The organism is Pseudomonas sp. GD03842, from assembly GCF_029841165.1.
Taxonomy (GTDB): Bacteria; Pseudomonadota; Gammaproteobacteria; order Pseudomonadales; family Pseudomonadaceae; genus Aquipseudomonas.
On the sequence record NZ_JAOCEA010000005.1, the window covers coordinates 63,646 to 90,637 of the forward strand.

Consider the following 26,992-nt stretch of genomic DNA (forward strand, 5'->3'; position numbering starts at 1 on the left):
CGGACGGCACGCAGAATCGAAAGCCGATGTCAGTCCCCCAGATAATGCAGCGCGAGCTTTTCGGCCGCGTGCCGCGATGCGGGTTTTAGGTGGGGCGCCACGAGCATCATGATCTGGTAAACCACCACACGGGTTTCGCCTTCGCGGTCCAGGATGCGCTGGTAATCCAGCGAAAACAGCAGGGTCATGGTGATCTGTTCGACCAGTTGCCCCAATGCCTGGGTGTCGCTCGTGACTTGGCCCTCGGCTTTCAGACGGGCGAGCAGCGAGGCAAGGGTGCGCTTGATGGCGTCGAGCAGGCCGCGGATGCCCCGCCCAAGCCTGGGCAGACGGCTGGCCAGGTTCGACAGGTCCTGAAAGAGAAACCGGTAGTGGGACAGGCGCTCGACGATCAGGTGCAGGAACAGCCAATAATCCTCTGCCTCCAGTCGCGCATCGGCGGGAGGGTTCAGCAGGGGCGCCAGCTCGGCCTGGAAACGCCCAAACAGCTCCATCACCATCGGCTCCTTGCCATGAAAATGGTAATAGAGGTTGCCGGGGCTGATTTCCAGCTCATTGGCGATTTCCAGCGTCGAGACGTTCGGCTCGCCCTGGCGATTGAACAACACCAGGGCACATTCGAGTATGCGGTCGCGGGTCTTCATCCGGTCTTCTTGATCATGCAGCGGTTTGGAGTGATGCGGGCGCCCAGCGGCAGCTGCTCAACGGACACGCACATAGGTCCCCGGCGCTGCTTCCATGGGTGGATAATTCTGGTTGCCCAATGCCGCCAGGGTTTCTTTCTGCGCGCCCGAGCGCTCCTGAATCCATTTCAGCCACGTCGGCCACCAGCTTCCGTCCGTGCGGTGCGCATCGTAGTACCAGGCTCGCGGGTCGCCGCTCAGCTTGCCGTTCTCGACGAAGTTGGCTTTCGGATTGCCGGGCGGGTTGAGGATGCTTTGCACATGCCCGCTGTTGGATAGCAGAAAGCGTCGTTCGCCGCCCAGCAGCAAGGTCGAGCGGTACACCACGTCCCACGGCGTGATGTGGTCGTTGATACCGGCCACGCTGAAGCTGTCCACGGTGACCTTTTGCAGGTCGATGGGGGTACCGCACACTTCCAGTCCCCCCGGATGGGTGAGCGGGTTGTGTTTGAAGAAGTCCAGTAGATCACCGTGCAGGGCCGCCGGCAGACGGGTGGTGTCGTTATTCCAGTAGAGGATGTCGAAGGGCGGGGGCGCCTTTCCGAGCAGGTAGTTGTTGACCCAGTAAGTCCAGATCAGGTCGTTAGGCCGCATCCACGCGAAAACCCTGGCCATGTCCCGGCCATCGAGCACGCCTTTCTGGTAGGAGCGTCGCTTGGCCGCTTCCAGCGTCTGCTCATCGATGAACAGCGTTGCGGGGCTTTCGATCTGGCTGTCGAGCAAGCTGACGAGGTAGGTTGCGCTGGCCACTCGGCGCATCTGCCGCTTGGCCTGCAGGTGGCCCTGCAAGGCGGCAATCGTCAGGCCACCGGCACACGCCCCCATGAGGTTGACCTCGCGTGCGCCCGTAATGGCGCGGCAAACGTTCATGGCCTCTTCGACTGCTTGCACATAGCTCGACAAGCCCCATTCCCGATGGCGTACGTCGGGGTTGCGCCAACTGATGATGAAGGTCTGCAGGCCGTTCTTCAGCGTGTACTGAACGAAGCTGTTACTGGGGCTGAGGTCGAATATGTAGAACTTGTTGATCTGCGGCGGCACGATCAAGAGCGGTCGCGCGTATTGCTTCTCGCTCATGGGCGAATACTGGATCAGCTCCAGCAATTCGTTGCGGAACACCACCGTGCCGGGGGTCATGGCGAGCGTGCGGCCAATCTCGAAGGCATCCTTGGTGGTCTGGCTGGGCAGGCCGTTGTTGTGCATGAAGTCGTCCAGCATGTGGCTCATGCCTTTGAGCACACTGGTGCCGCCCGTATTGAACAGCTCCTTGACTGCCAGCGGGTTGATCAACGTATTGGTGGGCGACAACGCATCGTTCAGCAGCGCGAAAATGAACTGCGCGCGGGAGCGGTCGTCTTCGGACAGGCCACTGTGGGCAATCCATTCACGCACTTGGTGCTGACAACTCAGGTAGGCCTGCAGGCCGCGGCGGTAAAGGGGGTTGTGCGTCCAAGTGGGATCGCTGAAGCGCGTGTCCTGCGGGTGCGGTTGGTGAGGCGTGTCGCCGAGCATGACTTTGCCCAACTGGCTACCCAGTGCCAGCGCATGCCGAGCGGTGTAAGCCGGATGCTTGAGCCCCTGCAGTGCCACGTTGCGCAGGGTGGAAAACAGGTTTCTGCCGCGCAAGCCCGTGATCGCGCTCTGCGCATTGATGTAGGTGGCGGGCACCGGGTAGCTGGTCTTCGCCGGTTTTTCTCGCATGGGTCAACACTCCTTCGTCAGGCCATCAGGCAAAGCACCTGCGCGCAGGGCTCAAAGCGCTAGCGCGCCGTTCTGCGTCGGGGCAATCCCGCCCCATGACACAGTCGATACAGCGGTTTTCGTTGAGCGGACTCCTGCCGGTTCCAGTGCCATCCTCGGTTTAGCGCACCACGGGTGCGGGCTTGGGATGCATGACGGCGCGCTGCCGTTCTTGCTGGAGAAATTTCATGATGATGGGCGCGACAGCTTCGGCGCGAGTGATTAAAAACAAATGCCCATCGTCGATTATGTGTAGCTGGGCATTGGGTATGCGCCAGGCCAGTAGTCGCATATTGATCAAAGGAATCAAGGGGTCGTCGTCCCCGGCCAGCACCAGCGTGGGCTGACGGATTTTGTGCAGCCAGTGGATGCTGGTCCAGCCTACCCCCGCGAACAACTGCCAGTAATAGCCGAGCTTGCCGGAAGAGCGGACCTTGGCGGCATGGTTGGCGGCCAGGTGGGGGTCGCGTCTGAACGCGCCGCCGTAGATGTCCGGCGCGATGCGAATGACATGGGAGGGCTGAATGTAGCGCCTTGGACTGGCCATCATCCACAGGACTTTCGGCTTGCCCGGCACCATGAATGCGCCCGCTGCCGTCGCCGCCAATACAAGCTTCTTGCAGCGCTCGGGGTAGTCGTGGGCGAACTGCTGCGCCAGCGCACCGCCCCATGAAACCCCGATGGCATTGACCTGGCCGTAGTCCAGATAATCGAGCATGCGTGCTGCGAGTTTTGCCAGGCCGGGGAAGCGGTAGGGCCGGCTTGGCGTCGACGAGCCGCCCACACCGGGCACATCGAAGGCGATGATTTCCAGGTCCGGATCCAGCGCGTCGACAAACGGAAACACCAGCTCAAGGTTGGCCCCGATGCCGTTGAAGATCAGCAACGGCGTCAGATGCTCCTTGCCGGGACGCACCGCGGTGCGGATGTTGTGGCCATCCAGATCGATGGTGCGGAATACGAACGGTTGCGGCATGCGCGAAGCCCTGTTGGTTGAACGCCGATGACTGCTGTCCGGGCAGAGCGCGACCTTCCCGTGAGAGCGAGCACGCCCTCACACGTGTTTCATCCCATCACGAACGATTAACGCTCATGCACATAGGTCCCCGGCGAAGCCTCGCCCGCTGGATACGCTTTGTTACCCAGTGTAGCGGGGGATTTTTTAAGCTTGCCTGACCGTTCCGCTTGCCAGGCCTGCCAATGCAGCCACCAGGAATCGGTGTGCTTGCTCGCATCTTCCTGCCAGCGGCTCGCCTCTTCCGGCAGGTCCGGGTTGGTCATGTAGCGCGCCTTCGGATTGCCTGGCGGGTTCAGGATGCTTTGAATGTGGCCGCTGTTGGACAAGACGAATTCGGTTTTTCCCCCGAACAGCCGTGCCGATTTGTAGCACGAGACCCAAGGCGTGATGTGGTCGTTGGTGCCTGCCAGACAGAAGATGTCACTTTTGACCTGTTTCAGATCGATGGGCGTCCCGCAGACTTCAAGCGCATTAGGGCGCACCAGCGGGTTGGTCTTGAACATTTCGATCAGGTCGCCATGGAACGCGGCGGGCAGACGCGTGGTGTCGTTGTTCCAGAACAGGATGTCGAACACCGGCGGCTCGTTGCCCAGCAGGTAATTGTTCACCCAATAATTCCAGATCAGATCATTGGGGCGCATCCAGGCGAAGACCTTGGCCATGTCTTTGCCTTCCAGCACCCCTGCCTGGTAGGAGTGGCGCTTGGCGGATTCGAGGGTCTGCTCGTCGACGAACAGCGCCACCTGGGTGTCGAGCGTGGTGTCGAGGACGCTCACCAGCAGCGTCAGTGCGTTGACTTTCTGTTCCCCCAGCGCGGCGTAATGCCCCAGCAGCGCCGTGCAGGTAATGCCGCCCGAGCAGGCGCCCAGCATGTTCACATCTTTGCTGCCGGTGATCTTGCAGACCACATCGACAGCTTCTTTTACCGCATCGATATAGGTCGACAACCCCCATTCCCGCTGCGCTTTGGTCGGGTTGCGCCAGCTGATGATGAAGGTCTGCACGTTGTTGCGCAGGCAGAAGCGCGCCAGGCTCTTGTCCTGGGTGAGGTCGAATACGTAGAACTTGTTGATCTGGGGGGGCACCACCAACAGTGGCCGTTCGTGAACCTGCTCGGTAATCGGCTTGTACTGGATCAACTCCAGCAGGTCGTTGCGGAAGACCACGGCACCTTCGGTGGTGCCTAGATTCTTGCCGACCTCGAAAGCGTCCATGTTGACCTGGCTCGGCATGCCGCCGTTGTTCACCAGGTCCTTGGCCAAGTGCGAGAGGCCGTCGAGTATGCTTTTGCCGCCCGTCTCGAAGAAGCGCTTGATCGCCGCTGGATTGGCCGCGCCGTTGGTGGGCGACATGGCTTCAGTCAGAAGGTTGATGATGAAGTGGCCACGGCTGGTGTCCTGCTCGGAGAGGCTGCTGTCTTCGATCCAGTCATGCAGTTCCTTGCGCCAGGCCAGGTAGGTCTGCAGATAGCGGCGGTACAGCGGGTTCTGACTCCAGGCCGGGTCGGCGAAGCGGCGGTCGTCGCTGTCGGGTGTCAGGGCGGAGCGGCCGAGGATGACGTTTTTCAATTCCAGCCCGAAATGGGCCACATGCTTGGCGCTGTGGAAAGGTTGCCGGATGGCTTGGGTCAACACCATGCGTGCCGTGGTAAGCAGATCCTTGCGCCTCAGACCGACGACGGGGTTCAGACCCAGGGTGTGTTCAGAGGCTTGACGCGGCAGGTCATCATTACTCTTGTTACTCATCTACGACGCTCCATTGTCCTGAGACGAGCACTGGCAGCCCTGTGGAGATAAGCGACACAGGCAAACGCCAGTACTGCTCTCGGGTGACCGATGATTAACACCTAGGATGTGCACGTTCCTGCAAGGCGCCGGATGTTGGATGGCGCTACCTGGGACTGCTGCGAACACACCGACACGCTTCTGCAACGACACCGATGCAGAGAACTTGCCAGAACCATTGGTTACGCGAGATTTATAAAAATCGCAAGCAGCGCCAGTCATTGGCCGCTGCGCGGAACATTGAAGCAGATCGGATTAGAAAGTGCGTCCTAAAACGTCGAGTGGCGTTCCAGAGCGGTGGCTAGAGCATCAGGCGAATGACTTGCTCGGAAGGGTCGCGGGATTTGCCGGCGGCCTTGAGTTCGGCCAAGTAATCCTCCCACAATGATGTCTGGCGCAAGGCCAGTTGCTCCAGGTACTCCCAAGTGAACAACCCGCTGTCATGGCCATCGTCGAAGGTCAGTTTTAGTGCGTACTGACCAGCCGGTTCTATTTGCACCAGCCCGACACCCTGTTTGCCGAATTGCAGAATCGGCTTGCCGTGACCCTGTACCTCGGCGGAGGGTGAATGCACCCGGAGAAATTCCGCGGGCAGATGGTACTCCTCCTCTGGGCCGTATTTGAGCGTGAGGACCTTCGAGGCTTTGTGAAGCTGGATGGCGGTGGGGAGTCGGGACATGGGGGCAGCCTCAAGCTATAAGCGGCAAGCTTCAAGTAGAAGCAGATATCGGATCGCAATGATATCTGCTGGTGACTTGAAGCTTATAGCTAGCCGCTGCTTTTAAAGAATATAACGCGACAAATCTTCGTCTTCCGCCAATTCGCCAAGATGGCTGTTGACGTAGTCGGCGTCGATTTTGATGGTCGCGGTGTCTTGGGCACTGCCGAGGTCGCCGGCGCTGAACGACACTTCTTCCAGCAGCCGCTCTAGCAGCGTATGCAGGCGACGGGCGCCGATGTTTTCGGTTTTCTCGTTCACCTGCCAGGCAATTTCGGCCAGGCGCTTGATGCCGTCAGGTTGGAACTCGATGTTCAGGCCTTCGGTTTTCAGCAGCTCGCGGTACTGCTCGGTCAGCGAGGCATGGGGTTCGCTCAGGATGCGCTCGAAATCTTGCGGGCTCAGGGCTTTCAATTCCACGCGGATCGGCAGACGGCCTTGCAGCTCGGGCACCAGATCGCTGGGCTTGCTGAGGTGGAAAGCGCCTGAGGCGATGAACAGAATGTGGTCTGTCTTGACCATGCCCAGCTTGGTGTTGACCGTGCAACCCTCGATCAGCGGCAGCAAGTCGCGCTGCACACCTTCACGGGAGACGTCAGCGCCGCCGACGTTGCCGCGTTTGGCGACTTTGTCGATTTCATCGATGAATACGATGCCGTGCTGTTCGACGGCCTCCAGCGCTTTGCCTTTGAGTTCTTCGTCATTGACCAGACGGCTCGCTTCTTCGTCGCGGACCATCTTGAGCGCTTCCTTGACCTTCAGCTTGCGGCTTTTCTTCTTGCCCTTGCCCATGTTCGCGAACAGGCTTTGCAGCTGGTTGGTCATCTCTTCCATGCCGGGCGGCGCAGAGATATCGACCCCGGACATTTCAGCGACTTCGATCTCGATTTCCTTGTCGTCCAACTGGCCTTCACGCAGCCGTTTGCGGAACAGCTGGCGGGTATTGGAATCACTGCTCGGTGACGCCTCTTCGCTGAAACCGGTGCGTGCCGGTGGCAGCAGCGCGTCGAGAATCCGCTCTTCGGCAGCATCTTCGGCGCGATGGCGGACCTTGGTCATTTCCTGTTCGCGCAGCAGTTTCATCGCCGCGTCAGCCAGGTCACGGATGATGGACTCGACGTCGCGGCCAACGTAACCCACCTCAGTGAACTTGGTGGCTTCCACTTTAAGGAAGGGCGCGTTGGCGAGCTTGGCCAGACGGCGGGCAATCTCCGTTTTGCCGACGCCGGTGGGGCCGATCATCAGAATGTTTTTCGGTGTGACTTCAACGCGCAGCTCTTCAGGCAGTTGCATCCGACGCCAGCGGTTGCGCAGCGCAATGGCGACGGCGCGCTTGGCATCGTCCTGGCCGATGATATGGCGATTGAGTTCGTGGACGATTTCACGGGGAGTCATGGACATGGGTTTCAACGGTCCTCTTGAATGGATCGGTCCGGCGGCCGCGATGACTTGCGGCACAGCCCGGGATCATTCGGCGAGGTCCTGCTCCTCAATGGTGATGTTGTGGTTGGTGAACACGCAGATATCACCGGCGATGTGCAACGCGGTTTCGGCGATTTCACGCGCTGACAATTCGGTTTTCAGCAGCAGGGCACGCGCTGCAGCCTGCGCGAACGCACCGCCGGAGCCCATGGCGATGAGGCCGTCCTCGGGCTCGACGACGTCACCGTTGCCGGTGATGATCAGCGATGCGTCCTTGTTGGCTACCGCGAGCATCGCTTCCAGGCGGCTCAGGGAGCGGTCGGTGCGCCAATCCTTGGCCAGTTCGACGGCCGCGCGGACGAGGTGGCCCTGGTGTTTTTCCAACTGGGCTTCGAAACGCTCGAACAGGGTGAAGGCGTCAGCGGTGGCGCCTGCGAAACCGGCGATGACCTGGCCGTGATAGAGGCGACGGACTTTCTTGGCGTTGCCTTTCATGACGGTATTGCCCAGAGAAACCTGGCCGTCACCCGCCATGACGACTTTGCCTTGGCGGCGGACTGAAACGATGGTGGTCAAGGGGAGAGTCTCCACGCTGCGGGCCGAAAATGGCCTGATGGAAACTCATATGGGGGTGAGGTCGGGTATTTCAACCGTCGGGCAGAAATGGCCGGGTCGAGCCCATCCGGCAGGTACGGCACAGGGGATTGCGCCAGATTTTGCCGCACGGGCATGGGCTTGAACGAGGCGTTCGCGACGCTATGACGCGTCGCGCCTCATTATCGGGCCTGGCGTTGCTGCAGCAGCAGGTTGCTGAACCCGCCGCTCGCCAGTTGCTTCTGCGCCGTGGTCAGTTGTTCACGATTGCTGAATGGCCCCACCATTACGCGGTACCAGGTTTCGTCTTTGACGGTCCCCGATTCAACCGTCGCCGCCTGCCCCAGCAGGATGATCTGCGCGCGCACTTTTTCGGCATCGGCCTGTTTACGGAACGAGCCCGCCTGCAGGACAAATGTCGTGACCGCTGCAGGTTTGGCGACCGGCGGTGCTGGCGGAGGCGTCAAGCCACTGAGGGCTGCCTGGGCGCGCGCCGTGTCGATCTTCGCCGCCTGCTCGGGTGTGACGGGCGTGGTCGGCGTCGCAACGGAAGGCGGTGTCTTCTCTGGCACGGCCTCGTTCGGCACGATCACTTCCGATTCCGGCAACAACGTATAGAAGTCGTATTTGGGCTTCACAGGTGCCGTGGGGCTCGGCGGCGTCTTGTTCGCTTCGGCGATCTTCGCTGCCTTGGCCTCGGCCTTGGAACGCTTGATGTCATCGCCACCACCGGGTTCGAGTTTCATCAGGAAAACGATGAAGGCGCCGACCGACAGGCCGATCGCCAGCCACACCCATCCCGGAATCGGCTTCTTTGCGGGCGCTTCGTAACGGCTGGCGCCACGCTTGGGAGCAGGTTTCTTTTTGACTGCCAAGTTACATACGCTCCAGAGTTTCCAGACCCAGCAGTTGCAGGCCTTGCTTGAGGGTGCGACCGGTCAGGTGCGCGAGGCGCAGACGGCTTTGCTGTTGCTCGGGGTTTTCCGCGTTCAGGATCGGGCAATTCTCGTAGAAGCTGGAGAACAGACCGGCCAGATCGTAAAGGTAAGCGCACAGTACGTGGGGCGTGCCTTTCTCTGCGACGTTGTTCAGGGTTTCGCCGAACTGCGCCAGCCGCGCCGCCAGATCCTGCTCCTGTGGAGCTTCCAGGACGATACGACCCTTGCTTTCGTCAAACGGTTCGCCCAGTTTGCGGAATACGCCGACCACGCGGGTGTAGGCATACAAGAGATACGGCGCGGTATTGCCTTCGAAGCTCAGCATCTGGTCGAAATTGAAGCTGTAGTCGCTGGCACGGTGCTTGGACAGGTCGGCGTATTTGACCGCGCTGATGCCCACCGCCCTGGCGATGGTGCGCAACTCATCTTCAGCGACGTCAGGGTTTTTTTCCTTGACCAGCGCGTAGGCGCGCTCCTCCGCTTCGTCCAGCAGGTCCACCAACTTCACGGTGCCGCCATCACGGGTCTTGAACGGGCGCCCATCCGCGCCGTTCATGGTGCCGAACCCCATGTGTTCCATGTGCATGCCGTTGGTCACGAAACCGGCGCGCAACGCCACGGCGAACACTTGATTGAAATGCAGGGCTTGGCGCTGGTCCACGAAATACAGCACGCGATCGGCCTTGAGTACGTTGCTGCGGTAGCGCACGGCTGCCAGGTCGGTGGTGGCATACAGATAGCCGCCATCGGCCTTCTGCACGATCACCGGCAGCGGATCGCCTTCCGCATTCTTGAATTCATCGAGAAACACGCACTGCGCGCCGTTGCTTTCGACCAGCAGCCCGGCGCTCTTCAGATCGGCCACGACATTGGCCAGGTCGTTGTTGTAGGCGCTTTCGCCCATGACGTCTTTCGGCGTCAGTTTGACGTTCAGGCGCTCATACACTTCCTGGCAGTGGGAGAGGGAAATGTCCTTGAAGCGAGTCCACAGGCTCAGGCACTCGGGATCGCCCGCCTGCAGCTTGACCACCAAAGCACGGGCGCGCTCTGCGAACGCTTCGGATTCATCGAAGCGGCGTTTGGCGGCGCGGTAGAAGTTTTCCAGGTCCGACAGCTCGTCACTGGTGGCAGGGGTCTCCTGCAGATAGGCCAGCAGCATGCCGAACTGCGTGCCCCAGTCGCCCACGTGGTTCTGGCGGATGACGGTGTCGCCCAGGAATTCGAGGACGCTGGCCACGGCATCACCGATGATGGTCGAGCGCAGGTGGCCGACGTGCATTTCCTTGGCCAGATTCGGGGCGGACAGGTCGACCACTACGCGTTCGGTCGGGCCGTTCTTGCGCACCGACAGGGTCGGGTCGGCCAGTGCGGTGTCCAGGCGAGCGGCCAGTGCCTGGGTGTTCTGAAAGAAGTTGAGAAAGCCCGGCCCGGCGATATCCACTTTGCTGATCTGGTCATCGGCCGGCAGCGCGGCAACGATTTTCTCGGCCAGGTCGCGCGGCTTCAGGCCCGCAGGCTTGGCCAGCATCATGGCGATGTTGCTGGCGAAGTCGCCGTTTTTCTTGTCTTTGGCGTTTTCCACCTGAATCGCCGGTGTCAGCCCTTCCGGCAAGACGCCTTCGGTGACGAGTTGGCTCAGAGCTTGTTGGATCAGCTGGCGAATGGTGTCTTTCATGGTGCTCTCTTTCGACCGCAAGCGCGGCAGCGCTTCGATGCGCGGGTGGAAAAACTGGGCATTATCCGTTGCCGGAGCCACCTTGCCAACCGCGTTGGATGCGCGGCTGTGAATCTTCACAGTAGACACCGATCTCTGTGGGAACGTGGCTTGTCCCGTGATCGGCTGCATAGCAGCCGTAAATTCGGCGAATGCGGTGCGTCAGACATAATGTGCATAGAGGTTTTACGACTGCTGCGCAGCCGATCGCGGGACAAGCCACGCTCCTACACTGGCTTGTCGCTCGCTAATAGAGGTCCACTGGGTCGACGTCCAGCGACCAGCGGACCGCGCGCCCGCTGGGCAGGCTTTCCAGTGTCAGCAACCAACTCGTCAGCAGCTTGTGCAGCGGGGCTCGGGCATTGGCTTGCACCAGTAGCTGAGCGCGGTAACGTCCCGCGCGACGTTCCATCGGGGCGGGAACCGGCCCCAGCAGTTCGATGCCGCCCAGCGACATGTCCTTAAGCAGTTGCTCCGCATTCGCACAAGCTTCATCGAGAAAGCCCTCTGCCTGGCCTGGCTTGTGTGCCTCGGCGCGCAGTAACGCCAAATGCGAAAACGGTGGCAGCCCGGCGGCGCGGCGTTCGCTCAGCGCCTGTTCGGCAAAGGCGAAATAGCCCTGCTCAGTCAATTGGATGAGCAACGGATGTTCGGCCAGATGGGTTTGAATGATCACTTTGCCGGGTTCATCCGCACGGCCGGCACGGCCTGCGACCTGAACGATCAATTGAGCCATTCGCTCGCTGGCGCGAAAGTCGCCGGAAAACAGCCCGCCATCGGCATCGAGGATCGAAACCAGCGTGACACGGGGAAAGTGGTGACCTTTGGCGAGCATTTGCGTGCCCACCAGAATGCACGGATGGCCCTTCTGGATCGTGGCGAACAGGTGATTCATGGCGTCCTTGCGCGAAGTGCTGTCACGGTCGACGCGCAAGACGGGGTAGTCCGGAAAGAGAATCGCCAGACGCTCCTCTGCGCGCTCAGTGCCAGCCCCCACAGGGCGAAGGTCGACTTTGCCGCAGGTTGGGCAATGACGAGGGACGCGCTCGACGTTGCCGCAATGATGGCAGCGCAGCTCACCGTAACGCTGGTGCACGGTCATGCGCGCATCGCAACGGCTGCATTCGGACAGCCAGCCGCAGTCGTGGCAAAGCAGGGTCGGAGCGAAGCCGCGGCGGTTGAGGAAGACCAGCACTTGCTGCCCGGCGGCCAGTGTCTGGCCGATAGCCTGCTGCATGGGCCCGGAAATGCCGCTGTCCAGTGGCCGGCTTTTGACATCCAACCGCAGGAAGCGTGGCTGTTGGGCGCCGCCCGCACGTTGATTCAGGCGTAGGAGAGCGTACCGACCGGTGTATGCGTTGTGCAGGCTTTCCAGGGAAGGTGTAGCGGAACCCAGCACAATCGGGATGTCTTCCTGCCGCGCGCGTACCAGCGCCAGATCCCGGGCGTGGTAGCGCAGGCCTTCCTGCTGTTTATAGGAGCCGTCGTGTTCTTCATCGATGATGATCAGGCCGGGGTGCTTCATGGGCGTGAACAGCGCTGATCGGGTGCCGATGATGATGTCGGCTTCGCCATCGCGCGCGGCCAGCCAGGCGTCCAGCCGATCACGGTCGTTGACCGCCGAATGCAGCAGCGCGATGCGGGCGTTGAAACGCTGTTCGAAGCGGGCCAGTGTCTGGGGCCCCAGATTGATTTCAGGGATCAGGACCAGGGCCTGTTTGCCGGCCTCCAGCGTTTCGCGGATCAGTTGCAGATAAACTTCAGTCTTGCCGCTGCCGGTCACGCCAGCCAGCAGCGAAGCGTGGAAACTGCCGAAACCGGAGCGTATGGCTTCGTATGCGGCACGTTGCTCGGTGTTGAGGGGCAGTTCCGGCTGGGCCAGCCAGTGTTCATGACGTTCGGCGGGGGCGTGGCCACGTACATCGACAGTCACCAGGGCCTTGGCCAACAGGAGGTTCAGGCTATCGCGGTTCAGGTTGAGCTTACTCAACAATTGATGCGCCACGCCGTGAGGGTGTTGCGCCAGGGTCCGCAGCGCCTCCTTCTGCTTGGGCGCGCGCGCGATGCGCGGATCTTCGACGCTGGCCCCAGGGGCGATCTGCCAGAAGCGCTCCTGCCGCGCTTCGGCCGGTTCACCTTGACGCAACAACACGGGCAGCGCCCAGCTCAACGTGTCGCCCAGGCTGTGCTGATAGTACTGCGCGGTCCATAGGCACAGCTTGAACAGCGCGGGGGGAAGCGGCGACTCTGCATCCAGCAGCGCAATGGCAGGTTTGAGTTTGTCTCTGGGCACTTCAGTGTGATCGCTGACTTCGACCAGCACGCCAATCATTTCCCTGCGGCCAAAGGGGACGCGCAAGCGCATGCCTGGCTGCAGGTTGTCGTGCGCAACGTCGGCAGGGGCGCGGTAGTCGAACAGGCGGCGCAGCGGCGAAGGCAGGGCAAGGCGCAGAATGGCGTCGGACACGCGGGGGATTTCCTGTTACGGAGTATGACCAGGGCGCGATGTTAGCAGACGGCCGGTGTAAACGTTCTCTTGCGTGGTTTGTGTTGTCTGTTAATATGCGCGGCCTGATTCCGTGCGGTATTCAACAATGGTGTTGGATGGCGGCACGCTAGACCTGAGGAAATATCCATGAAAGCTGATATCCATCCAGTTTACGAAGCCGTTGACGCAACCTGCAGCTGTGGCAACGTCATCAAAACCCGTTCCACCCTGGCCAAACCACTGAGCCTGGACGTGTGCAACGAGTGCCACCCGTTCTACACCGGTAAGCAAAAAACGCTGGACGCAGGTGGTCGTGTTGACCGCTTCAAATCGCGTTTCGGTGCGTTCGGCGCTCCTAAAGCGAAGTAAGAATGGCGATTCTGGATCGCTCTTCGAGCTACTCCAGGCTGTTCAAAAAGGCGTCCCTCGCGGGCGCCTTTTTTATGCCTGCGATTTGGATTTCCACGGCTCAGGCGCTGTGTCCTGCGCCTGCCTCATTGCCCACGGCACAGGTCCAGCGGGTGGTCGATGGCGACACCTTGCGCCTCACCGATGGGCGCAGCGTGCGGATGATCGGCCTGAACGCGCCGGAAACCGGCAAAAAGGGTCAGTCTGCGCAACCTTTCGCCGAGGCGGCGAAACGCCGTCTGCAAACCTTGGTCGACGACAGCGACGGGCAGGTTAGCTTGCGGATCGGTGAGCAGGCCACTGATCACTATGGGCGCACCTTGGCCAATGTCTATGGCCGCAACGGCGCCAACCTTGAGGCCCAACTGCTCTCGGAAGGTTTGGGTTACCTGGTGGCGGTGGCACCCAACCTCGCGCTCGTCGACTGCCAGCAGGCAGCTGAAAATGCGGCGCGCCAAGCCGGGTTAGGGTTGTGGCGCAATTCTCCGGTGCAGTCTCCCGATCAGATAAGCAGCGGCGGTTTTGCGGTGGTCTCCGGTCGTGTCACGGACGTTCAGCGCAACGGCGGGGGCATCTGGATCGAATTTGCGGACCGGCTGGTGCTGCGGGTTGCGCCAAACCTCCTGGAGCAATTCGACGGCGCAGCGCTGCTGCGTCTGAAAGGGCGACAGCTTGAGGCCCGAGGCTGGGTCGTTGACCGGGCGCGCCGAGGTGGGCTCAAGCCAGGACAGCCTCGCTGGATGATGCCCATCACATCCCCAGCAATGCTGAATACAAAGTAATTATAAAATTGTGAACAATTTTAGCTGTGGGATGTATGCGTTCAACGCCTTGCATTCCGCGGTTCTACGCTAAAAGTCGTAGATGCGACCCCTTGACACGGGTGACCCGCCAGTCTTGTTAGGACTTTCTGACTTGCGTATGCTCGTCGGTCCGTCTGTCCAACAGCAAAAAAGCGGAATGCCCCCATGTCAGATCTGAAAACTGCCGCGCTCGAATATCACGCCAACCCTCGCCCCGGGAAACTGAGCGTCGAACTCACCAAAGCCACTGCCACTGCCCGCGATCTGTCGCTGGCGTACAGCCCTGGCGTCGCGGAGCCGGTGCGTGAAATCGGTCGCGATCCGGAACTGGCTTATAAATACACGGGCAAAGGCAATCTGGTGGCTGTCATTTCCGATGGCACCGCGATCCTCGGCCTGGGCAATCTTGGCCCGCTGGCCTCCAAGCCGGTCATGGAAGGCAAAGGCGTTCTGTTCAAACGTTTCGCCGGTATCGATGTGTTCGACATTGAAGTCGATTCGGAAAGCCCACAAGCCTTCATCGATACGGTCAAGCGTATTTCCATTACGTTCGGCGGCATCAACCTCGAAGACATCAAGGCACCGGAATGCTTCGAGATCGAAAAGGCGCTGATCGAACAGTGCGACATCCCGGTTTTTCACGATGACCAGCACGGCACCGCAATCGTTACCGCGGCAGGCATGATCAACGCCTTGGAAATCGCCGGCAAAACCCTGGAACAAGCGAAAATCGTCTGCCTGGGCGCCGGCGCTGCTGCGATTTCTTGCATGAAGTTGCTGGTCAGCATGGGTGCGAAGATTGAAAACATCTTCATGATCGACCGAAACGGCGTGGTCCATTCAGACCGCTCTGACCTGAACCAATACAAGGCGCAATTCGCTCACTCGACCGACAAGCGTACCTTGGCGGACGCACTGGACGGCGCTGACGTGTTCGTCGGTCTGTCCGGGCCTAACCTGCTGAGCGCCGAAGGCCTGAAGTCCATGGCTGCCAATCCGATCGTGTTCGCCTGCTCGAACCCTGATCCGGAAATCTCTCCAGAACTGGCGCACGCGACCCGTAGTGACGTGATCATGGCCACTGGGCGTTCGGACTACCCGAACCAGGTCAACAACGTGCTGGGCTTTCCGTTCATCTTCCGCGGTGCGCTGGACGTTCGTGCCAAGCGCATCAATGAAGAAATGAAAATCGCCGCAGCCAATGCCCTACGTGAACTGGCCAAGCTGCCGGTGCCTCAGGAAGTCAGCGATGCCTACGGCGGCATCAAGCTGGAATTCGGTCGTGAGTACATCATCCCGAAACCTCTGGATGTGCGCCTGTTGACCGTGGTGTCCGACGCCGTGGCCAAGGCGGCGATCGAAAGCGGTGTAGCGACCCAGCCTTATCCCAAGCACTACCCGCTGAAAAGCGTGGATGATGTCTTCAAGGGGTAATAGCAGTTGTCACCCGTAAAAAAACCGGCTTGATGGCCGGTTTTTTTATGGGGCAGCTTTAAGTTGTATCTCTCAAGCTGCAAGTGAAAGCGTACGCGGCGCGGCTCTCACTTGCGGCTTGCAGTTGCTTTAGAACAGATCGATTGGCGCCGACTCATCCGCAGGCAGCGGGCTGCCCGGTGCGGGGCTGCCGTTCAGCTCGTTGACGCTTGGCGGTGTGTCTTCGCTCTTGAACAGCTCGAAGAATGCGCCTGCCGTGCTCGGCGTGGCGGAGCGGCCGCTGATTGGATCGATCCGCAGGCTCAGGATGCCATCCGGCTCGGCCTGTTGGTGCGGCGGCTTGTCCTTCAGCGCGGCGCTCATGTACTTCATCCAGATGGGCAGCGCGACCGTGCCACCAAATTCGTGACGGCCCAGGCTTTCAGGCTGGTCGAAGCCGGTCCAGACGGTGGTCACGTAGTCGCCGTTGTACCCGGAGAACCAGGCGTCTTTCGAGTCGTTGGTCGTACCGGTCTTGCCCGCGATGTCCGGGCGATTCATCGCCAGCGCACGTCGGCCCGTGCCGCGCTTGATCACGTCTTGCAGCATGCTGTTGAGGATGTAGGTGGTGCGTCCATCGACGATCCGTGGCGCGACCGCCGGTGCCGGTGGCGCGCCGTTGGTATCGAGGGCGTTGGGCGCGGTGTTGGCGGTCAGGGCCGGTGTCTCGGGCGCTGCGTAGGTGGTTGCATCGCTGACCAGCGCTTCATTGACCGCTTTAGGGTTCGGGTCGTTGGCCGGAACGGTCGCGGGGTTCGCCACGAACAAGGTCTTGCCTTCTCGATCTTCGACTTTGTCGATCAGGTAGGGGCTGACTTTATAGCCGCCGTTAGCGAAGGTGCTCCAGCCGCTGACGATCTCCATCGGCGTCAGCGTCGCCGTGCCCAATGCCAGTGAGAGGTTAGGAGGGAGGTCCTGTTTGTTGAAGCCGAAGCGGGTGATGTAGTTGATCGCCGTGTTGACGCCGAGGCTTTGCAGCAGGCGAATCGACACAAGGTTGCGTGATTTGTACAGGGCCTCACGCAGGCGAATAGGGCCCAGGAAGGTGCCGGTGTCGTTCTTCGGACGCCAGACCTTGTCCACCGCTTCATCGACGAACACGATAGGCGCATCGTTCACCAGGCTGGCGGCGGTGTAGCCGTTATCCAGGGCTGCCGAATACAGGAAAGGTTTGAAGCTGGATCCTGGCTGACGCTTGGCCTGCATGGCTCGGTTGTAATTGCTTTGCTCGAAGGCGAAGCCTCCGACCAGGGCGCGAATCGCGCCGTTGTGTGGGTCAAGCGAGACCAGCGCGCTCTGTGCTTGCGGGATCTGGCTGAATTTCAGCGTGTTGTCTGGTTGGCGCTGCACGCGCACCAGATCGCCTACATGAGCGACATCCGAAGGCTGCTTGGGATTCGGGCCGACACTGTTGGTGTTCAGGAACGCCTTTGCCCATTTCATGGTGTCCCACGACACCGCTTCTTCTTTTTCGCCATTGCGGGTCAGGACACGGATGCCGGTCTTGTCCACCTGGGTGACGATGGCTGGCTCAAGACCGCTGATCGGACGCTGCTTGGTCAGTTCCTGCGCCCAGGCGTCATGGGTCAAACCGGGGAAACGGCTTTCCGGTCCGCGATAGCCATGGCGCTGGTCATACTCGACCAGGCCGTCGGTGACTGCCCGGTTGGCGTCTTCCTGAAGATCGCTGGGAACGGTAGTGGTGACGCGGAAGCCTTCTGTGTAGGCTTCGCTGCCGTAGCGGCCGACCATCTCGGCACGCGCCATTTCGGCAATGTAGGGCGCGTTCACTTCAGGGCTCTGAACGTGATAGCTGGCGTTGATTGGCTCGGCGAGTGCGGTCTGGTAAGTGTTCTGGTCGATCTTGCCCAGTTTGAACATGCGCCCGAGGATCCAGTCGCGACGCTCTTTGGCGCGGACGGGGTTGGCGAGTGGGTTGAATCGTGACGGCGCTTTCGGCAGGCCGGCGATCATTGCCATCTGGGCAACGCTCAGGTCACGAATCGATTTGCCGTAGTACACCTGGGCTGCGGCCTCGATGCCATAGGCCCGGTTACCCAGGTAGATCTTGTTGACGTAGAGCTCGAGAATCTCGTCTTTCGTGAGTTGGCGCTCGATTTGCAAGGCCAGGAGAATCTCGGTGGTTTTCCGTGAAAAGCTGCGTTCGCTGGTCAAGAAGTAGTTCTTGGCGACCTGCATGGTGATGGTCGAGCCGCCTGACTGAATGTGGCCGCTCTTGATCAACTGACTGGCGGCGCGCATCAGACTGCCGGGGTCGACCCCATAATGGTTGGCGAAGTTGTCATCTTCGGCAGACAACAAGGCACTGATGAAATTGGGCGGAATGTCGGCGAAACGTATGGGAGAACGGCGCATTTCGCCGAATTCGGCGATCAGCTTGCCGTCGCTGCTGAAGACGCGCAGCGGGATCTGCAACTGAATGTTGCGCAGTGCATCGACCGAAGGCAGATTGGGCGACAGATAGAGAAACGCGCCGCTCAGACCGAGCAGCAGACCGCAGACGATTGCGACGATGGACCACCAGAAAAACTTCAGCAGGCGTATCAAGGCTTTTGGATTTCCAGAAAAAAGAATGGGTTAAGCGCAGGCATTAACAAATGAACACGCCTTGAAGCTTTGCTACACGAAAAAAACGCTCGGCATTATAAGCATTTTTCGTCGTCGAGCGTTATTTGCGCTACTGTCAAGGCTGTCGGCTGTGGTGTTGGACAAAAAAATATCCGTAAGTGACGGAAACGCATAGGGAATCGGTTGTGTTCGAACTCTTCAGTAAGAAGGCCAATACCCTTCTAGGGATCGATATAAGCTCCACCTCGGTAAAGCTCCTTGAATTGAGTCGTTCCGGCACCCGTTACAAGGTCGAGTCTTACGCGGTCGAGCCGCTGCCACCTAACGCAGTGGTCGAAAAGAACATTGCCGAGCTCGAGGGCGTCGGCAATGCGTTGACGCGAGTGCTGGTCAAGGCCAAGACCAACGTCAAAATTGCGGCGGTCGCGGTGGCGGGTTCCGCGGTTATCACCAAGACCATCGAGATGGACGCAGGCCTTTCCGACGACGAGATGGAAAACCAGCTCAAGATCGAAGCCGACCAGTACATTCCCTATCCACTGGAAGAGGTGGCCATCGATTTCGAGGTTCAAGGCTATTCGGCGCGCAATCCCGAGCGTGTCGAGGTCCTGCTCGCGGCTTGTCGCAAAGAAAACGTCGAGGTCCGCGAAGCGGCCCTCGCGCTGGCCAACCTTACCGCGCGAGTCGTGGATGTCGAGGCCTACGCTCTGGAGCGCTCGTTCGGCCTGTTGTCTGCGCAGTTGGGGCAGGGGCACGACCAGTTGACCGTTGCGGTGGTCGACATCGGTGCCACCATGACGACCCTCAGCGTGCTGCACCATGGCCGCATCATCTATACCCGCGAGCAGTTATTCGGCGGGCGTCAATTGACCGAGGAAATCCAGCGCCGCTACGGCCTCTCCCAGGGGGAAGCCGGCCTTGCGAAGAAACAGGGCGGACTGCCGGACGATTACACCCTCGAAGTGCTGCAGCCGTTCAAGGATGCCGTGGTTCAGCAGGTATCGCGCTCTCTCCAATTTTTCTTCGCCGCCGGCCAATACAACCGCGTCGACTACATCATGCTGGCGGGCGGCACGGCCTCTATCGCCGGGCTCGACCGCTTGATCCAGGAACGCCTCGGAACCCCCACGATGGTCGCGAACCCCTTCGCCGACATGGCGCTGAGTGCCAAGGTCAATGCCGGTGCGCTCGCCAGTGACGCCCCTGCCTTGATGATCGCCTGCGGTCTGGCGTTGAGGAGCTTCGACTGATGGCACGGATCAACTTACTCCCGTGGCGGGAACAGCTGCGCGAAGAACGCAAGAAGCGTTTCTTGCTGGCCCTGGCCGGTGTACTGGTCGCCGGTGTCGGCACGATCTTTCTCGCCGATCAATACCTGAGCAGCGCCATTGCTCATCAAAATGCGCGCAACCAGTTCATCAAGACTGAAATCGTGCAGCTCGACGCCCGAATCAAGGAAATCAGCGAGCTCAAGGCACGGCGCAAGCAGTTGCTGGAGCGTATGAAGATCATTCAGGACCTGCAGGGCAATCGACCGATCATCGGCAGGATTTTCGACCAACTGGCCCGCACGCTGCCAGACGGTGTGTATTTCAACGAAGTGAAGATGACGGACAATCTGATCAGTATTTCCGGCGCCGCCGAGTCCAACAATCGCGTGTCGGACCTGCTGCGTAATCTTGACGCGTCGGATTGGCTTGAATCCCCGAGCCTGACCGAAGTGAAGGCCAATAGCACGGCGGGTTCTGCCGACCAGTCGAACTCGTTTCAGTTGACCGTGCGTCAGACTCAGCCGGCGATCGAGCCTGTGGTCAAAGGGGCCAAGCCATGAATGTCAACGAATGGCTGGACAGCCTGCGCAAGATCGACATCAACGATCTGGATATCAATAACCTCGGCGCCTGGCCCGCCGCCGCCAAGACCATCGTCGGCGCCCTGCTGTTGGTGCTTGTATTGGCCGGGGGGTACTTTTTCTATATTCAGGACATGCAAACGCAACTGGATCAGGCGCGCAATGACGAAAGTGCGCTGAAGGAGCAGTTTTCGAACAAGGCCTACCAAGCGGCGAACCTGCCGGCCTACAAGGCGCAAATGGTGGAGATGGAAAACACCTTCGGCGCTCTGCTGCGTCAGTTGCCCAGTGACACCGAGGTTCCCGGCTTGCTGGAGGACATCACCCGTACCGGGTTGGGCAGTGGGCTGGAGTTCGAAGAGATCAAGCTGTTGCCAGAAGCCGCCCAGCAGTTCTACATCGAGCTGCCGATTCAGATTACCGTTACCGGCGGTTATCACGATTTGGCCACCTTCGTCAGTGGGGTCGCCAGCCTGCCACGGATCGTCACACTCCACGATTTCGACATCAAACCGGTGGACGCCAAGTCCCCTGGAAAGCTGCGCATGAGCATTCTCGCCAAGACCTATCGCTATAACGACAAGGGGCTTCAGGCCGCTGACAATAAAGGACAGGCGAAATGAGGGCCGTGCAGTGGATGTGCATGGGCATCGCGATGATGGCCCTTGTCGGTTGTGACAATTCCAGCGAATTCGACGACCTGAAGCAGTTCATGGCCGAGGTCAGGGCGCGCCCGACTGGCACCATTGAACCGATGCCGAAGTTTCGGCCTTATGAAGCCTTTACCTACGCTGCGGCGAGCCTTCGCAGCCCGTTCCAGCCGCCCATCAAGGTCGATCTGGTCAACCGCCAGAAAGGGTCGCACCTGGTTCAGCCGGATCCGACCCGGGTCAAGCAATTCCTGGAAGGCTTTAACATCGACAGCTTCGAAATGGTCGGTACGCTGAGCAACGAATCCGGTATGTTCGCGCTCTTGCGAGGTGCGGGCGGGGTCCATCGGGTCAAGGTGGGGGATTATCTAGGGCGCAACGATGGCCGGATCGTCTCGATCACCGACTCGGCAGTGCAGGTCATTGAAATCGTGCCCGATGGAGAGGGAGCCTGGCTTGAGCGGCCACGCAGCATTTCCCTGAAAGAACGCTCATGAAGACGAACAGCAAGCGAAGCACCTTTGAATCTGCACAGTGGTGGAATGTGAACATGACCAGGATTCTTTCGATCATCGGCGTATCGCTATGGATGGCGATGCTGTCACCGATTGTCCAGGCGGCCAACCTCAAGACACTCGATGTGGCCGCTCTGCCGGGAGATCGAGTCGAATTGAAGTTGTCTTTCGACGGGCCCGTGGCGGCTCCTCGGGGATATACCACCGAGCAGCCGGCGCGGATTGCGCTGGATTTGCCGGGGGTCACCAGCCAGTTGGGCACCAAGAGCCGTGACCTGGGCACTGGGAATGCGCGCAGCGTCGTGGTGGTCGAGGCCAAGGATCGCACCCGCGTGATCATCAACCTCACCACGCTTGCGCCCTATAGCTCCCGCGTCGATGGCAACAATCTGTTCGTGGTCGTGGGCCAGGGGGCCTCGGCTGCGCAGGGTTCCCAGCCGAGTACTGCTCAGGGCGCGCCTCGCGTAAGCGTTCCGCCGGCGGTGGCGAATGGCATCCAGCCCAAGCCAGCCGCGCGCAGCTATGCGCCTGGCCCAAGGTCGGTGCGTAATGTGGATTTTCAGCGCGGTGAACTGGGCGAGGGCAATGTCGTCATCGAGCTGAGCGACCCGACCATCGCGCCGGACATTCAAGAGCAGGGCGGCAAGATCCGTGTCGAGTTCGCCAACACCCAGTTGCCCGACCCTCTGCGGGTGCGCCTCGACGTGAAGGATTTTGCGACCCCTGTGCAGTTCGTCAACTCCAGCGTCACGGGCAATAAGACCAGTATTTCCATCGAGCCCTCCGGTGCGTTCGACTACTCGGCCTACCAGACGGACAATAAGCTGACCATCAGCGTGCGCCCGCTGACCAACGAAGACGTCGCGCGTCGCAATGCCGACAAACTGGTCTACACAGGCGAAAAGCTGTCGCTGAACTTTCAGGACATCGACGTGCGCTCGGTGCTGCAACTGATTGCCGATTTCACCAACCTCAATCTTGTGGCCAGCGACACGGTCCAGGGCGGCATCACCTTGCGTCTGCAGAACGTGCCATGGGATCAGGCGCTGGACTTGGTGCTGAAAACCAAAGGGCTGGACAAGCGTAAGGTGGGTAACGTGCTGCTGGTGGCCCCGGCGGACGAGATCGCCGCGCGTGAGCGGCAGGAACTGGAGTCGTTGAAGCAGATTTCCGAGCTTGCTCCGTTGCGTCGTGAGCTGCTTCAAGTGAATTACGCCAAGGCGGCCGATATCGCCAAGCTGTTCCAGTCGGTGACCAGCGCCGAATCCAAGGAGCAGGAGCGTGGCTCGATTACCGTCGATGAACGCACCAACAACATCATCGCCTACCAGACCCAGGATCGCCTCGACGAACTGCGAAGAATCGTCTCCCAACTGGACATCCCGGTGCGCCAGGTCATGATCGAAGCGCGCATCGTCGAGGCCAACGTCGATTACGACAAGTCATTGGGTGTGCGTTGGGGTGGCTCTCGCACCAGCGGGAACTTCACCGCTGGCGGCAGCGGAACGGTGACAGGCGTGGGCAATACCAACGGCCCGTATGTCGATCTGGGCGTGAGCGATCCCACCTCGTCCATCGGGCTGGGCTTCCTGACCAATAACACCATCCTCGATCTTGAACTGACCGCGATGGAAAAAACCGGCAACGGCGAGGTGGTGTCGCAGCCCAAGGTCGTCACTTCCGACAAGGAGACCGCCAAGATCCTCAAGGGTACCGAGGTGCCTTATCAGGAAGCGAGCTCCAGCGGCGCGACCTCGGTGTCGTTCAAGGAAGCCTCCCTTTCGCTGGAAGTGACCCCGCAGATCACGCCTGACAACCGCATCATCATGGAAGTGAAGGTCACGAAGGACGAGCCTGACTACGTCAATACCGTGTTGGGTGTGCCGCCCATCAAGAAGAACGAGGTCAACGCCAAGGTGCTGGTTTCCGATGGCGAGACGATCGTGATCGGTGGCGTGTTCTCCAACACGCAAAATAAAGTCGTCGACAAGGTGCCTTATCTGGGCGATGTGCCGTATGTTGGCCGCCTTTTCCGGCGGGATGTGGTCACGGAATCGAAATCCGAGCTGCTGGTGTTCCTCACTCCGCGTATCATGAACAACCAGGCGATTGCTGTGAGTCGTTGATTCTGTGCGAAATTTAATACTTGTAGGGCCGATGGGGGCTGGCAAAAGCACCATCGGCCGTTTGCTGGCCAAAGAGCTGCGGTTGCCGTTCAAGGATTCCGACAAGGAAATCGAGCAACGCACGGGCGCCAACATCCCGTGGATCTTCGACAAGGAAGGTGAATCCGGCTTCCGCGACCGCGAAGCGGCTATGATCGCCGAGCTCTGCGCCTACGATGGCGTAGTGCTTGCGACCGGTGGCGGCGCAGTCATGCGCGAGGAAAACCGTCGAGCCCTGCACGCGGGCGGGCGGGTAATCTATTTGCATGCCTCGGTCGAACAGCAAGTGGGGCGCACCTCTCGCGACCGCAATCGGCCGCTCTTGCGAACCGCCGATCCCGCTCGCGTACTGCGTGATCTGCTGGCCATTCGCGATCCGCTCTACCGTGAGATCGCCGATGTCATCATCGAAACCGATGAACGGCCTCCCAGAATGGTCGTTCACGACATCCTTGCCCTGCTTGCCGAACTTCCTCCCCGTTAAAGCCCAGGCAGAAATGCGCTATCCTCGGCGACCATAAAAAGCGGGGTCGCCAGATGGCCCAGCGCCACCGTCCGTATCGACGTTTCGTCGGACAGGCATCCAATTGTCAGAACAGTGTGGGGACAAATGCAGACACTCAAGGTCGAGCTCGGCGAACGGAGCTACCCGATTCACATTGGCGAAGGCCTGCTGGACCGGCCCGAGCTGCTGACGCCGTACATCGTCGGCAAGCAGGTGGCGATCGTTTCCAACAGCACCATTGCCCCGCTGTACATCGAGCGCCTGACCCAGACACTGTCCGGTTACAACGTGCTGCCCATCGTGCTTCCCGACGGTGAAGCGTTCAAGAACTGGGAAACCCTCCAATTGATCTTCGACGCTCTGCTGACGGCGCGTCATGACCGTCGCACCACCGTGATTGCGCTGGGCGGCGGGGTCATCGGCGATATGGCCGGTTTCGCAGCAGCCTGCTATCAACGCGGCGTCGAGTTCATCCAGATTCCCACCACATTGCTGTCCCAGGTCGATTCTTCCGTGGGCGGCAAGACGGGCATCAACCACCCGCTCGGCAAGAACATGGTCGGGGCGTTCTATCAGCCCAAAGCCGTGTTGATCGATACGACCTCCCTGAGCACCTTGCCTGAACGCGAGCTGTCGGCGGGGCTGGCCGAGGTGATCAAATACGGTCTGATTTGTGACGAGCCTTTCCTGACGTGGCTCGAAGAGAATATGGACAAGCTTCGCGCACTGGATCAGGCCACCCTGACCACGGCCATCGAGCGGTCCTGCGCCGCCAAGGCGGCCGTGGTCGGTGCCGATGAGCGGGAGTCCGGTGTGCGCGCGACACTGAACCTGGGGCACACCTTCGGCCATGCCATCGAGACACACATGGGGTATGGCGTCTGGCTGCATGGGGAAGCCGTGGCTGCTGGTACGGTCATGGCCCTGGAAATGTCGGCGCGCCTGGGCTGGATCAGCGAGCCAGACCGCAATCGCGCCATCCGTCTGTTCCAGCGGGCGGGCCTGCCGGTGGTCCCGCCTGAGGAAATGACGCCTGATGACTTCCTCACGCACATGGCAGTGGACAAGAAGGTGATCGACGGTCGTCTGCGGCTGGTGTTGTTGCGTCGCATGGGTGAAGCCGTGGTGACTGACGAATATCCGAAAGAAGTATTACAGGCCACCCTGGCTGCGGACTACCGCGCCTTGGTGGATCAGCTTGGAGGTTAATGATAAGTCCATGACTAGTTTGCACGCCGATGAGGCCTTCCTAGGTCATTACCAATTGAGTCATGACCCTTTTGCCACGCGGGTCCCCGGCTTCAAGTTCTTCCCTGCCCAGCGCAAGCCTGTGTTGGGCCAGTTGCACCATCTGGCCCGTTACAGCCAGTTACTGTTGTTGGTGACAGGCCCCCATGGCAGCGGCAAGACCCTGCTACGTCAGGCGCTGGTCGCGAGTACCAACAAGCAGTCGGTGCAGAGTGTCGTGGTATCGGCCCGTGGCGCGGGTGATGCGTCTGGCGTGCTGCGTCAGGTCGCACAGGCCCTCAACGTCGATCAGCCCGAGATGCGCGCGATCCTCTCGCAGGTCGTGCAACTGGCCCTGACTGGCCAGGAAGTCTATGTATTGGTGGACGACGCCGAACAACTGGGCGAATCGGCACTCGAAGCGTTGTTGGGATTGGCAGCAGGCACCCCGGAGGGGCGTCCGCATGTCTTCCTGTTCGGCGAGGCTTCGATCATCGATCGTCTGGACCAATTGTGCGCGGAGAGCGGCGCGGAGGAAGAGCGCTTCCACGTCATCGAACTGGCGCCCTACACCGAAGAAGAAACCCGTGAGTATCTGGCGCAGCGCCTGGAAGGCGCGGGGCAAGGCATCGAGCTGTTCAGTGCCGAGCAGATCGCCGATATTCATGAGCAATCCAATGGATGGCCGGGCGCGATCAACCAGGTCGCGCGCGACTCGATGATCGAAGCCATGATCGCCAGCCGCTCTGCGGTCAAGCGTCCAAGTATGGGGTTTAAAATGCCTAAGAAACATGTGTTGGCTTTGGGTGGCGTGGTGGTTGCCGCGGTACTGGCAGCCGTATTGATTCCGGGCCGTGGTACGGCACCGACGGCCCCCGCCAATTCCCAGGCTCAACTGCCGTTGGGGCAAGGCCAGGCACCTGCGCAACAATCGAACAATGGTGGCCCGGCAATTGAGTTCGCCGGAAACTCGCAGCCGATGCCGTTGCCGTTGGTCGGTAATTCACAGCCCGTAATGCGCGGTCCACTGGCTGAGGCGGCGGGCTCCGGCGAGGGCGATGGCGAGGATGGCGGTCCGGCTGCCAACCAGTCCTTGCAGCCGCCGACTGTCACCACCACCGCGCCGCCCGCCGGTGCGACCGCCAGCCCGGCACCTTCGATGGCGCAAGCCCAGGCACCCGCGCCACGTCCTACGCCAGCCCCGGCTGCGCCTAAACCGGCCCCAGCCCCCGCCGCCAAACCTGCGCCCGCGCCGACTCAGGTCGCCACAGCCAAACCGGCTCCGGCCCCAGCAGCCAAGCCAGCCGCGACCGCAGGCGCTTCGGGCAGCGGGTGGTACGCAGGTCAGTCTCCAGCCCACTACGTCGTGCAGATCCTCGGCACCAGTTCTGAAGCCACGGCCCAGAACTACGTGAAAGAGCAGGGTGCCGAGTACCGTTATTTCAAGAAAACGCTGCAAGGCAAGCCGCTGTATGTCGTCACTTACGGCAGTTTCGCTGATCGCAACGCGGCGCTCGCCGCTATCAAGGTCTTGCCAGCGAAGGTTCAGGCTGGTAAACCTTGGCCTCGCACAGTCGGCAGCATCCAACAGGAACTCGCCGCCGCTCGCTGATGTTGTAGCAGTCCTACCCGGACCGTTCGCTTGGCACTCCGAAAATCACGCATGAGCGCGCTGCCTATGAGCAGCGCGCCTTGCGGTGTCTGCG

At 60.5% G+C, this 26,992-nt stretch carries 22 protein-coding genes; 11 read left to right on the forward strand and 11 right to left on the reverse strand.

Translation table 11 applies throughout. From position 1 onward, the window contains the following. Positions 1 to 29: 29 nt before the first annotated feature. From N5D61_RS09015 to N5D61_RS09060, 10 genes are all read right to left on the reverse strand, one after another. Positions 30 to 644, reverse strand: a complete 615-nt coding sequence (locus tag N5D61_RS09015) for a TetR/AcrR family transcriptional regulator (protein WP_108237427.1) — start codon at positions 642 to 644, stop codon at positions 30 to 32. Between the two features lie 57 nt (positions 645 to 701). Next, complete coding sequence (gene phaC / locus N5D61_RS09020) at positions 702 to 2,384, reverse strand: class II poly(R)-hydroxyalkanoic acid synthase (protein WP_279892178.1); 1,683 nt, start codon at positions 2,382 to 2,384, stop codon at positions 702 to 704. A 160-nt stretch (positions 2,385 to 2,544) separates the two neighbouring features. Continuing rightward, positions 2,545 to 3,399 carry a poly(3-hydroxyalkanoate) depolymerase gene (phaZ, locus tag N5D61_RS09025; RefSeq protein WP_108237426.1) on the reverse strand — a complete coding sequence of 285 codons (855 nt, stop codon included), beginning with the start codon at positions 3,397 to 3,399 and terminating at the stop codon, positions 2,545 to 2,547. A 107-nt stretch (positions 3,400 to 3,506) separates the two neighbouring features. Next, on the reverse strand, positions 3,507 to 5,186 hold the full coding sequence (gene phaC / locus N5D61_RS09030) for a class II poly(R)-hydroxyalkanoic acid synthase (protein WP_279892179.1): 1,680 nt from the start codon (positions 5,184 to 5,186) through the stop codon (positions 3,507 to 3,509). Positions 5,187 to 5,526: 340 nt separating this feature from the next. Continuing rightward, a complete protein-coding gene (locus N5D61_RS09035; protein WP_108237424.1) occupies positions 5,527 to 5,904 on the reverse strand; it encodes a DUF971 domain-containing protein in 378 nt (125 codons plus the stop codon). 102 nt (positions 5,905 to 6,006) lie between these two features. Continuing rightward, complete coding sequence (gene hslU / locus N5D61_RS09040; RefSeq protein ID WP_108237423.1) at positions 6,007 to 7,344, reverse strand: ATP-dependent protease ATPase subunit HslU; 1,338 nt, start codon at positions 7,342 to 7,344, stop codon at positions 6,007 to 6,009. A 66-nt stretch (positions 7,345 to 7,410) separates the two neighbouring features. Next, the gene (gene hslV, locus N5D61_RS09045; RefSeq protein ID WP_037016051.1) at positions 7,411 to 7,941 is read right to left on the reverse strand and encodes an ATP-dependent protease subunit HslV; all 531 of its coding nucleotides are present in this window, start codon (positions 7,939 to 7,941) and stop codon (positions 7,411 to 7,413) included. Positions 7,942 to 8,141: 200 nt separating this feature from the next. Then, positions 8,142 to 8,834, reverse strand: coding sequence for an SPOR domain-containing protein (locus N5D61_RS09050; RefSeq protein ID WP_108237422.1), 693 nt, complete (start codon positions 8,832 to 8,834; stop codon positions 8,142 to 8,144). Position 8,835: 1 nt separating this feature from the next. Continuing rightward, on the reverse strand, positions 8,836 to 10,572 hold the full coding sequence (gene argS / locus N5D61_RS09055) for an arginine--tRNA ligase (protein WP_108237421.1): 1,737 nt from the start codon (positions 10,570 to 10,572) through the stop codon (positions 8,836 to 8,838). Between the two features lie 286 nt (positions 10,573 to 10,858). After that, the gene (locus tag N5D61_RS09060) at positions 10,859 to 13,078 is read right to left on the reverse strand and encodes a primosomal protein N' (protein WP_279892185.1); all 2,220 of its coding nucleotides are present in this window, start codon (positions 13,076 to 13,078) and stop codon (positions 10,859 to 10,861) included. A 168-nt stretch (positions 13,079 to 13,246) separates the two neighbouring features. Here N5D61_RS09060 and rpmE point away from each other — a divergent pair, with 168 nt between their 5' ends. From rpmE to N5D61_RS09075, 3 genes are all read left to right on the forward strand, one after another. Next, positions 13,247 to 13,468: a 50S ribosomal protein L31 gene (gene rpmE / locus N5D61_RS09065; RefSeq protein WP_108237418.1), complete on the forward strand. Its 222-nt coding sequence runs from the start codon at positions 13,247 to 13,249 to the stop codon at positions 13,466 to 13,468. Between the two features lie 2 nt (positions 13,469 to 13,470). After that, positions 13,471 to 14,289: a thermonuclease family protein gene (locus N5D61_RS09070; protein WP_279892188.1), complete on the forward strand. Its 819-nt coding sequence runs from the start codon at positions 13,471 to 13,473 to the stop codon at positions 14,287 to 14,289. Between the two features lie 186 nt (positions 14,290 to 14,475). Then, a complete protein-coding gene (locus N5D61_RS09075; protein ID WP_279892190.1) occupies positions 14,476 to 15,744 on the forward strand; it encodes a malic enzyme-like NAD(P)-binding protein in 1,269 nt (422 codons plus the stop codon). Positions 15,745 to 15,873: 129 nt separating this feature from the next. Here the strand turns inward: N5D61_RS09075 and N5D61_RS09080 are convergent, their stop codons facing one another. Further along, positions 15,874 to 18,351 (reverse strand): penicillin-binding protein 1A, encoded by a 2,478-nt coding sequence (locus N5D61_RS09080; RefSeq protein WP_108237415.1) that lies wholly within the window; start codon positions 18,349 to 18,351, stop codon positions 15,874 to 15,876. A 206-nt stretch (positions 18,352 to 18,557) separates the two neighbouring features. Between N5D61_RS09080 and N5D61_RS09085 the strand changes: the two genes are divergently transcribed. The 8 genes from N5D61_RS09085 (at position 18,558) to N5D61_RS09120 (ending at position 26,898) form a co-directional block, all read left to right on the forward strand. Beyond that, on the forward strand, positions 18,558 to 19,622 hold the full coding sequence (locus N5D61_RS09085; protein WP_108237414.1) for a pilus assembly protein PilM: 1,065 nt from the start codon (positions 18,558 to 18,560) through the stop codon (positions 19,620 to 19,622). Beyond that, positions 19,622 to 20,203 (forward strand): PilN domain-containing protein, encoded by a 582-nt coding sequence (locus N5D61_RS09090; RefSeq protein WP_279892192.1) that lies wholly within the window; start codon positions 19,622 to 19,624, stop codon positions 20,201 to 20,203. The genes N5D61_RS09085 and N5D61_RS09090 overlap by 1 nt, the downstream gene beginning before the upstream one ends. Next, complete coding sequence (gene pilO / locus N5D61_RS09095) at positions 20,200 to 20,847, forward strand: type 4a pilus biogenesis protein PilO (RefSeq protein WP_108237412.1); 648 nt, start codon at positions 20,200 to 20,202, stop codon at positions 20,845 to 20,847. The genes N5D61_RS09090 and pilO overlap by 4 nt, the downstream gene beginning before the upstream one ends. Continuing rightward, positions 20,844 to 21,371 (forward strand): type 4a pilus biogenesis lipoprotein PilP, encoded by a 528-nt coding sequence (gene pilP, locus N5D61_RS09100; RefSeq protein ID WP_279892194.1) that lies wholly within the window; start codon positions 20,844 to 20,846, stop codon positions 21,369 to 21,371. The genes pilO and pilP overlap by 4 nt, the downstream gene beginning before the upstream one ends. A gap of 53 nt (positions 21,372 to 21,424) precedes the next feature. Then, positions 21,425 to 23,515 carry a type IV pilus secretin PilQ gene (pilQ, locus tag N5D61_RS09105; protein ID WP_279892195.1) on the forward strand — a complete coding sequence of 697 codons (2,091 nt, stop codon included), beginning with the start codon at positions 21,425 to 21,427 and terminating at the stop codon, positions 23,513 to 23,515. A 4-nt stretch (positions 23,516 to 23,519) separates the two neighbouring features. Then, a complete protein-coding gene (gene aroK / locus N5D61_RS09110) occupies positions 23,520 to 24,038 on the forward strand; it encodes a shikimate kinase AroK (RefSeq protein WP_279892196.1) in 519 nt (172 codons plus the stop codon). Between the two features lie 126 nt (positions 24,039 to 24,164). Beyond that, positions 24,165 to 25,268 (forward strand): 3-dehydroquinate synthase, encoded by a 1,104-nt coding sequence (gene aroB, locus N5D61_RS09115; protein ID WP_279892197.1) that lies wholly within the window; start codon positions 24,165 to 24,167, stop codon positions 25,266 to 25,268. Positions 25,269 to 25,278: 10 nt separating this feature from the next. Next, entirely contained in the window at positions 25,279 to 26,898 is a 1,620-nt protein-coding gene (locus N5D61_RS09120; RefSeq protein ID WP_279892198.1) for an AAA family ATPase, read from the forward strand. Positions 26,899 to 26,992: the final 94 nt, after the last annotated feature.